Source organism: Streptomyces sp. UG1 (assembly GCF_049974585.1).
Classification (GTDB): Bacteria; Actinomycetota; Actinomycetes; order Streptomycetales; family Streptomycetaceae; genus Streptomyces.
This window is the reverse complement of the sequence record NZ_JBNGGG010000117.1, coordinates 1-2,701: the sequence shown is the minus strand read 5'-3', so window position 1 is coordinate 2,701 and position 2,701 is coordinate 1. Positions and strand designations below refer to the sequence as shown.

At 56.7% G+C, this 2,701-nt stretch carries 1 rRNA gene; it reads left to right on the top strand.

What is annotated here, in order from left to right:
- Window positions 1–2,670: ribosomal RNA gene (locus ACP4J3_RS50520) — 23S ribosomal RNA — on the top strand; the annotation flags it as partial.
- Window positions 2,671–2,701 lie beyond the last annotated feature (31 nt).

Below are 2,701 nucleotides of genomic sequence, written 5' to 3'. Positions count from 1 at the left end.
CCCAAGTAGCACGGGGCCCGAGAAATCCCGTGTGAATCTGGCGGGACCACCCGCTAAGCCTAAATATTCCCTGGTGACCGATAGCGGATAGTACCGTGAGGGAATGGTGAAAAGTACCCCGGGAGGGGAGTGAAATAGTACCTGAAACCGTGTGCCTACAAGCCGTGGGAGCGTCGCATGCAAGCTTGCTTGCATGTCGTGACTGCGTGCCTTTTGAAGAATGAGCCTGCGAGTTTGCGGTGTGTTGCGAGGTTAACCCGTGTGGGGAAGCCGTAGCGAAAGCGAGTCCGAATAGGGCGGGATAGTAGCGCGCTCAAGACCCGAAGCGGAGTGATCTAGCCATGGGCAGGTTGAAGCGGAGGTAAGACTTCGTGGAGGACCGAACCCACCAGGGTTGAAAACCTGGGGGATGACCTGTGGTTAGGGGTGAAAGGCCAATCAAACTCCGTGATAGCTGGTTCTCCCCGAAATGCATTTAGGTGCAGCGTCGTGTGTTTCTTGCCGGAGGTAGAGCACTGGATAGGCGATGGGCCCTACCGGGTTACTGACCTTAGCCAAACTCCGAATGCCGGTAAGTGAGAGCGCGGCAGTGAGACTGTGGGGGATAAGCTCCATGGTCGAGAGGGAAACAGCCCAGAGCATCGACTAAGGCCCCTAAGCGTACGCTAAGTGGGAAAGGATGTGGAGTCGCAGAGACAACCAGGAGGTTGGCTTAGAAGCAGCCACCCTTGAAAGAGTGCGTAATAGCTCACTGGTCAAGTGATTCCGCGCCGACAATGTAGCGGGGCTCAAGCGTACCGCCGAAGTCGTGTCATTGCGATATTGACCCCCAACGGGGATCGTGATGGGTAGGGGAGCGTCGTCTGCCGGGTGAAGCAGCCGTGTAAGCGAGTTGTGGACGGTTGACGAGTGAGAATGCAGGCATGAGTAGCGATTCACACGTGAGAAACGTGTGCGCCGATTGACTAAGGGTTCCTGGGTCAAGCTGATCTGCCCAGGGTAAGTCGGGACCTAAGGCGAGGCCGACAGGCGTAGTCGATGGATAACCGGTTGATATTCCGGTACCCGCTGTGAAGCGTCAAACATCGAATCCAGTGATGCTAAGCCCGTGAAACCGCCGTGTGCGTCTTCGGACAAGCGCGGAGTGGTGGAGCCGGTGACCCGAGTTGGTAGTAGGTGAGTGATGGGGTGACGCAGGAAGGTAGTCCATCCCGGGCGGTGGTTGTCCCGGGGTAAGGGTGTAGCCCGAGTGGTAGGTAAATCCGCCGCTCATGCAGGGTGAGACCTGATGCCGAGCCGATTGTGGTGAAGTGGATGATCCTATGCTGTCGAGAAAAGCCTCTAGCGAGTTTCATGGCGGCCCGTACCCTAAACCGACTCAGGTGGTCAGGTAGAGAATACCGAGGCGTTCGGGTGAACTATGGTTAAGGAACTCGGCAAAATGCCCCCGTAACTTCGGGAGAAGGGGGGCCACACCTGGTGATGGGTTTTACATCCTGAGCTGGGGGTGGCCGCAGAGACCAGCGAGAAGCGACTGTTTACTAAAAACACAGGTCCGTGCGAAGCCGTAAGGCGATGTATACGGACTGACGCCTGCCCGGTGCTGGAACGTTAAGGGGACCGGTTAGCTTGGATTCGTCCGGGCGAAGCTGAGAACTTAAGCGCCAGTAAACGGCGGTGGTAACTATAACCATCCTAAGGTAGCGAAATTCCTTGTCGGGTAAGTTCCGACCTGCACGAATGGCGTAACGACTTCTCGACTGTCTCAACCATAGGCCCGGTGAAATTGCACTACGAGTAAAGATGCTCGTTTCGCGCAGCAGGACGGAAAGACCCCGGGACCTTTACTACAGTTTGATATTGGTGTTCGGTTCGGCTTGTGTAGGATAGCTGGGAGACTTTGAAACGCGGACGCCAGTTCGTGTGGAGTCGTCGTTGAAATACCAGTCTGGTCGTGCTGGATGTCTAACCTGGGTCCGTGATCCGGATCAGGGACAGTGTCTGATGGGTAGTTTAACTGGGGCGGTTGCCTCCTAAAGGGTAACGGAGGCGCCCAAAGGTTCCCTCAGCCTGGTTGGCAATCAGGTGTTGAGTGTAAGTGCACAAGGGAGCTTGACTGTGAGACCGACGGGTCGAGCAGGGACGAAAGTCGGGACTAGTGATCCGGCGGTGGCTTGTGGAAGCGCCGTCGCTCAACGGATAAAAGGTACCCCGGGGATAACAGGCTGATCTTCCCCAAGAGTCCATATCGACGGGATGGTTTGGCACCTCGATGTCGGCTCGTCGCATCCTGGGGCTGGAGTCGGTCCCAAGGGTTGGGCTGTTCGCCCATTAAAGCGGTACGCGAGCTGGGTTTAGAACGTCGTGAGACAGTTCGGTCCCTATCCGCTGTGCGCGTAGGAGTCTTGAGAAGGGCTGTCCCTAGTACGAGAGGACCGGGACGGACGAACCTCTGGTGTGCCAGTTGTTCTGCCAAGGGCATGGCTGGTTGGCTACGTTCGGGAGGGATAACCGCTGAAAGCATCTAAGCGGGAAGCCTGCTTCGAGATGAGGACTCCCACCCACTTGATGGGGTAAGGCTCCCAGTAGACGACTGGGTTGATAGGCCGGATCTGGAAGCACAGTAATGTGTGGAGGTGACCGGTACTAATAGGCCGAGGGCTTGTCCATAGAGGCTCGCGTCCACTGTGTTGGTTCTGAG